This is a genomic window from Streptomyces pathocidini (assembly GCF_001418495.1).
GTDB classification, from domain to species: Bacteria; Actinomycetota; Actinomycetes; order Streptomycetales; family Streptomycetaceae; genus Streptomyces; species Streptomyces pathocidini.
Genome location: NZ_LIQY01000377.1, coordinates 1 through 6,648, shown reverse-complemented (window position 1 = coordinate 6,648; position 6,648 = coordinate 1). Strand labels below are relative to the sequence as shown.

Genomic DNA, 6,648 nt, shown 5'->3' with positions numbered 1-6,648 from the left:
GTGTATAAGAGACAGGGGTGTGGGCGCATCTGGTCTCCCAGGGGCGGGGCGGTCCGTATGCGGCTGACCGGAGGTCCGGAGGCCGGATGGTCCGGCTCTGTCAGGGATCATCCTGTCCGCCGCGGCCAAGACCGTCAGATCCTGTGCGCCCGCATGGCGTAGGGCCCCACTCGATCCGCGGCTTGGCCTGGTCGGCGGAGGCGGCGAGCGAGTCGGCTTTGCAGGGCTGCCTGCGGAGGCTCTGGTGCCTCGGCCGCCCCGGCGATCGGACGACGTCGTGAGAGGTTCTGCGGGGTTCGTGCCACTGCGTTCTCCTTCTCCTTGTCAGCGAATTCGACGGCGGGGGACGGGCGTTCAGCGAGTCACGCCGATTGAACGGGTGGTCACGCTGTGGAGTTCCCGTAGCGCAGAGTAATTTTCGGAAGGCTCAGGGAGCGGCGGGCGGGGCCGTGCTCTCCCGCGGCACCAGCTGCGGCACCGGCTCCTGCACCTGCCGCGCNNCAGACCAGCTCCTGCGCGGCCCGCCGCCCGAACGCGGCGGTGTCCCGCTCCAGCGCCGTGAGCCGCGGGTGCGTGGCGCGGCAGAGCACCGAGTCGTCCCAGGCGACCAGCGACAGGTCGCGCGGCACCGACAGCCCGCGCTCCGCCGCGACGGCCGCACCCGCCACCGCCATCACGTCGTTGTCATAGACCAGCGCGGTCGGCGGGACGGCCGCGGCGAGCACACGGCGGGTGGCCTCGGCGCCCTCGGCATCCGAGTAGTCGGTGGTCACCGAGAACACCTGGGACAGGCCCCGGCGCGCCGCCTCCACGCGCAGTGAGAGCATGCGCCGCTCGGTGTGGGCGAGCCCGCCCATCCCCGCGATGTGCACGATGCGGCGGTGCCCCAACTCGGCGAGGTATCCGACGATCGAGGCCATCGCGCCCGCGTCGTCCGCCCAGAGGTTGGAGATGCCGGGATGGATGGCGGCAGCCGGGCTGTGGCCGACCTCCATGCCGCCGACAACCACCGCGGGCATGCCGAGCGAGTCGAGCAGCGCGGGTCGCGGGTCGTCCAGCCGGGGGTCGACGACGATCAGCCCGTCGACCCGGTTGGCCGCCCACCACCGCCGGTACGTCGCGCACTCGGCCTCCACGTCCTCCACCACCTGGAAGAGCAGGCCGAGTTGGTGGGAGGACAGCACCTCCTGGATGCCCGAGACGAGCTGGAGGAAGAAGGACTCCAGACCCAGTGTGCTCGCGGGTCGGGCCAGCACCAGGCCGACCGTCGCCGAGCCCTCCCCGGACAGTGCGCGCGCCGCCGTACTGGGCTGCCAGCCGAGTTGTTCGGCGACCCGCCGCACGCGCGCGCGGGTCGCGGCCGAGACGCCCGGCCGGTCGTTCATGGCGAAGGAGACGGCGCTCTCGGAGACGCCCGCCCGCCGGGCGATGTCCTTCATGGTGGGGCGGCGGGCGGGGGCGCGTCTCGCTGTCCCGTTCCCCTGGCCGGTCCCGATCCCGTTCTCGGCGGGTCTGTCACCCTCGGCCACCGCGCTCGCCCCCTTCCCATTCGCCTGATGTCACGTCATCCCCTGTGACGGTCACGGAGACCGCCGGGCTGTAGGAGACCCGTCCGTGGCATACCGCCTTGACCAGGAACCAGGTCCTGCCCGGCGGCGCGGTCGGTGGTGGTGCCACCTCCACCCGCAGCTCCGCGCTCTCCCCGGCACCCGCCGTGAAGGAGGCGCCACGAGGCGACAGTATGTCCCAACTGCCCCATGGCGAGGCGACGAAGATCTCGCCGCTGCACGCGCTGCGCAGCTCGTTGCCGATGCGCACCCGCACCTCGGCGGTGGCGCCCGGCGCGACCGCGACCTCGCTGGGGGAGAGGTCCACGGTGACCCGTGGTGGCGGCTCGGGAGCCGCAGCGGGCCGGCGCTCCGGTACGACGACGGTGACGGCGTCGTGGACCGGCGCGCCCAGGTCGGGCGTCGCCGTGAAGTGCACCAGGTAGTCGCCCGGTTCGGCGTCCGCGGCGGGCGTGAGTGCCATCTCGTACCGCTGGTGGCCGCCGGGCGTGAGTTGGAAGTCGGCCGACTTCCGGTCGCAGCCCCAGCCCTCGGGGACCCGCACGTCCAGCCTGCCGTGCGCCTTGGCGCCGTCCTCCCCGGAGCCCGACGCGACCGTGACGGCCACGCGCAGCGCGTCCGCGTTCCCGGCCCCGCCCACGCGCGCGTGGAGGAGGCCCGGGCTCGCGACGACGGTGACGGGCAGGCCGCCCATGGGGGCGGCTCCGACGTTGTGCAGCCAGTAGCGGCTGAACAATGGCTGGGCCTCTTCCTCGCCCTGCCCCAGAAGCTCCCCGGCGGCCTCGGGAACCTCCCGCAGCCCCAGGACGACCGTCGCGTAGGCGGCCCCGTCCGCGGTGACAGCGACCTCGCCCCCGGGGGCCAACTCCAGTGGCTCTCCGGGCTGTTCCAGCAGATCGGCCCGGGCTGCCCCGGCCAGCGCGAGCGGGGTCCACAGCCGTACGGATCCGGTGCGCCCGTCCGTCTCGCGCAGCCGGACGCTCAGGGACCTCACCGCCCGTGGCGCCCCGCCGGACGCGAACTCCGCAGAGGGGTTGCCGGTCGGCTTGACCGCCTCCACGAGCACGGTCGTACGAGCAGCGGGGCCGGCCTCGTCCGCCACCTCCAGCAGCGCGAGCCGCGAGGGCAGGTCGCCGGGCGCAGGCGGGCCGTCGACGGCCGACAGCGGGGTGTTGAACTCCCGGCCCCGGCGCACCAGCCCGGCATCCCGCCAGTCGCCGCTCCCGGCCACGAGCGCGTGCTCGAAGACATGGGACCAGTGCTGGAGCTGGAAGGACGAGCCGTCGGGCGCGGTGCGGCGCGGCGGGTCCATCCACTCGCCTGCCGGACGCCCGGTGCAGGACCGCATCAGGGAGTTGTGCAGCCGCCCCTGGGTGTCGACGGCGAACCCGGGTGTGCCGCGCACCAGCAGGCCGACGGTCCGGTCCTCGGCGTCCTCCGCCTCGCCCGGCCCGTCGCCGGGCACCGGCAGCAGCGTGTGCAGCACCGGTCCCGCCTCGGCCGAGGCCAAGTAGTCGGCCAAGGCGCCGAGATGGGCGTCGGCCAGCTGTCCCGGCACGGCCAGCACTGCCACCGGCAGATCACGCGCCCCGGTCAGGTCGGCCCCCGGCTGCCACGCCTCGCGCAGCGGGCGCGACGCGGGCACCCAGACGAGCTGGGGCGTCCCGTCCCGCTCGGCCCGCTCCTGGGCCAGCCGCACGGCCTCGGCGTACGCGGGGCCCGCGTCCCCGAGCAGGCGCGCGGTGAAGGCGTTGGCTTCCGGTCCGCCGACGGCGAGCCGGAAGTCGGGCAGGCCGCTGTCGGTCGCCAGATCGCCCCAGCGGGTCCCGTCGGGGCGGGTGGGAACGGTCGTGACACCGCGCCGCACGAGGGCCACCACGAGCTCGCGCAGCCCGTCGCGAGCCCCTTCGGTGGCAGGGATCCCATAGCCGGGCAGACCGGCGTCCGGCAGCACGATCTCGCCTGCTCCGACGGCCCGGTGGGCCAGCAGGTCGCCATTGGGGCCGTGCACCGCGATCCGCGCGGTGGCGGACAGCGCGAACCAGTTCAGGCACGGGCTGTCCAGGGTCCACGGCGCGTGCGTGTGGTCCGCCCCGGCGTCCACCTCCGGGAAGGCGAAGCCACGCCCGATGACCGCCGCCGCCGTTTCGGCCACCGGCAGCGCGCCCGGCACGTCCACCGGGAGCCGCAGGCGCAGCAATTGGTCGCTACCGGTGAACTCCGCCACCCGCGTGCTGAGTTCGACCCGCTCCAGGCCCTCCCACAGGGTGCTCGTACGGGTCCAGCGGACCGTTCCCGTACGGCCGGTCGCCGTGATACGGCGGCCGAGCGGGCCGTGCTCCACGGTGACGCGCTCGGCGGGCCGCTCGCCCGAGCCGGTGCCCGGCCCCTTGGGGAGGAGGTGCCAGGGGCCCTCCTCGAAGAACGGGTGCGCGGCGTACTCGTCCTGGAGGACCAGTTCGTCCACCGCGCCTGGGGTGATGAGCTCCCGGCCGGAGTGGAGGTCGGTGACGCGGCTCAGCCCGCCGCCGCGGGCCGGATCCGCCTCCAGCCGGAAGCGGTCGTCGGCGATGGCCGGAACCTTGTACGGCACCTCGGTCCAGCCACCGGACATCGAGCGCCCGCCGTCCACCAGCCACCACGTACGGTGGCCCAGCGAGGGTACGTCCCGCACGACGGCGGTGAGGTCCACGCGGACCACGGTGCCGTCCGCTCCACGCTCCACCGAGTCCAGGTGCACCGGGCGCACGGCCCCGGTCTCGTCGCGCAGCGCCACCCGCGCGGGGTCCTGGAGCCCGAGCGCCGTGACGTCGGCGGAGGTGCGCAGCAGGTCGGTCCGCTCCCAGGACAGGGAGTTGAAGACGGTGAGCGCCACGGCCCGTACCGGAGTCTCCTCCGGAGAGGCGGGTACGCGCGTGTCCGCCCGGCCGGCCAACGCGCGCGTGGAGCGGTCCCGCACCTGGGCGGCGAGGTCGTGCGCCTCGCGCCAGCCCGGCAGCAGGTCCAGGTAGACCTGGTCGGAGAAGGTCCCGGTCACGGCGTCGTGGTGCGCTGCGTGCAACACGTGCCGCCACGCCTTGTCCAGCGCCGCCTCGGGATAGTCCCCGGCGCCCAGGGCCGAGGCCAGCGCGGCGAACCCCTCCGCCTCCAGGAGCAGGTTCTCCGCGGCCCGGTGGGCCTGCTTCACATCGGCGTACGTGACGTCCTTGCCCGTGTAGACCGGGTTGAGGTCGCGGGTGGACGGCAGCGGCCGCTGCCCCCGGGCCGCGAACTCGGCCCGGACCGCCGCAAAGTAGTCCGCTGGCGTGGAGTGAGTCAGCCGCGGCCAGGTGTAGCGGCGGTTCCAGGCGTGCTGCACCTCCAGGCCCCACTGGTGGGGCCAGGAGAAGTCCGTGCCCATGGGGATCAGGACGTTGCGGGTGGCCGCCCCGCGCTTCAACTGCCCGTACAGTGCGAGCAGTTCCGCGGTGGCTGCCTCCGCGGACTCCGCGCCCTGGGAGAACCAGCCGGCGGAGTAGTGCGCGGGCAGGTAGTGCAGCAGCAGACCGTCGCCCGAGGGGCCGATCCATTCGTGCTCGGCGGGCAGTTGCATCGCCGTGGGCGGGCGCAGCGCCTCACCCCAGGTGTCCATCATCGGGCCCCACTGGTGGTGCGGCCCACGGGCCAGGACGGCGGAGTCCAGGCCTGCCCCGGCCATCAGTGCGGGGAAGGCGGGGTCGTGCCCGAAGACATCCAACTGCCAGGCCGTACGGGGGTTCCCGCCCACCACCCGCCGGTGGAAGCCCAGACCGTGCACGGCGCTGCGCACGGTCGACTCGGCGCAGGTCAGGTTGGTGGACGGCTCGTTGTACGTACCGCCGACGATCTCCAGCCGGCCCTCGTCGATGAGGCGGCGCAGCTCCTCGCGGTGCTCGGGGTGGGTGTCCCAGAAGGGCTTGAGGTAGTCGAGCTCGGACAGCACGAAGCGGTAGTCCGGGTCGTCGCGCGCGTGCTGGAGGTGCATCGGCACGAGCGTGAAGGCGGGCACGCCCGTGTACTCCCACCCCCGCTGGGCCTCTCCGGGGCGCAGCGGCGCGTCCCACTGCGCGGTGTAAGCGGCCTGGGTGTTCCACCACATGGGGTCGTAGTGGAAGTGCGGCACCAGGTGCACGGTCCAGCCCGGCTCGGCGACCTCCACGTGGAAGGCACACTCGGCCAGCACGGTGCCGTCCGCGGAGGTGACGCGGGCGGCCACGGGCAGCGAAGTGCCGGGCCGCGCGCCTCCGGTGTGCACGGACACCTCGACGATGCTCTCCAGCGCGGTGCGTCCCTCGGCGGCTCCCTCGGCGGCGGAGGCGAGTTCGGCCTGGGCGTCCACGCCCGCGTACGCCTCGGCGGAGTCCGCGAGCGTGCGGCGCGGGTGCGGCGTCCGCACGCCCGGACCCTCGACGGAGACGGTAAGCGGGCCGGCCGGACGCGTGCGCCCGACGGCCACGCGCACGACCTGGAGCGGATTGCCCGCCGGTCCCGTGAACCGGTCGAGGGACTCGCAGCCCGTGATGACAACGCCGGATTCCATGATCGTCCTGCTTCCCCCGCGGGCCTGGTGCGCTCCGGTCACTAATGCGCTTCAGTGATCGAACTCTAAAGCGCATTAGTCATGGATTGCAACCCCCTGTGGAAAACGCTCTGACCTGCGATTTCATGGCCCATAAAAAGATGTGGCAAACATTCCATTGACTTTCCTCCGGCCGCAGTGCAGGTTGTCGTTCCAGATCTGCCACTGGTCCGAGGCAAAGGAGCCGCCAGCATGCGAGCCGTCCCCCGCAGAGCAACCGCCGCCATCGCGGTCACACTCGCTTCCGCACTGTTTCTGACAGCCTGCGGCTCCGGCGGAGGCGACGACTCGACGAGCGCGGAGGGCAAGGTCGAAGGCAACATCACGTTCCAGACCTGGAACCTGCAGGCCAACTTCAAGGACTACTTCAACGGCCTGATCAAGGAGTTCGAGAAGGAGCATCCGGGCACCAAGGTCAAGTGGATCGACCAGCCCGCCGAGGCCTACGCCGAGAAGATCAGCGCCGGTGCCGCCGGCGGCACC

3 protein-coding genes and 1 pseudogene are annotated in these 6,648 nt (G+C 73.2%); 1 reads left to right on the top strand and 3 read right to left on the bottom strand.

The features are described 5' to 3' along the window. Positions 1-383: 383 nt before the first annotated feature. The 3 genes and pseudogenes from AOK16_RS29315 to AOK16_RS17915 all read right to left on the bottom strand — a co-directional run. Positions 384-499: pseudogene (locus AOK16_RS29315) on the bottom strand (hypothetical protein); the annotation flags it as partial. A 2-nt stretch (positions 500-501) separates the two neighbouring features. Further along, on the bottom strand, positions 502-1,439 hold a 938-nt coding region (locus AOK16_RS17920; protein WP_055473249.1), incomplete at its 3' end, for a LacI family DNA-binding transcriptional regulator. 76 nt (positions 1,440-1,515) lie between these two features. Continuing rightward, positions 1,516-6,126 (bottom strand): glycoside hydrolase family 38 N-terminal domain-containing protein, encoded by a 4,611-nt coding sequence (locus AOK16_RS17915; protein ID WP_055473248.1) that lies wholly within the window; start codon positions 6,124-6,126, stop codon positions 1,516-1,518. A gap of 231 nt (positions 6,127-6,357) precedes the next feature. Between AOK16_RS17915 and AOK16_RS17910 the strand changes: the two genes are divergently transcribed. After that, positions 6,358-6,648: extracellular solute-binding protein (locus AOK16_RS17910; RefSeq protein WP_157859244.1), on the top strand; the 291-nt coding region annotated here is incomplete at its 3' end.

Bases quoted from the DNA above. Each gene is read 5' to 3' on its own strand.
- AOK16_RS17915 (WP_055473248.1), bottom strand. From the start codon at position 6,126: ATGGAATCCGGCGTTGTCATCACGGGCTGCGAGTCCCTCGACCGGTTC.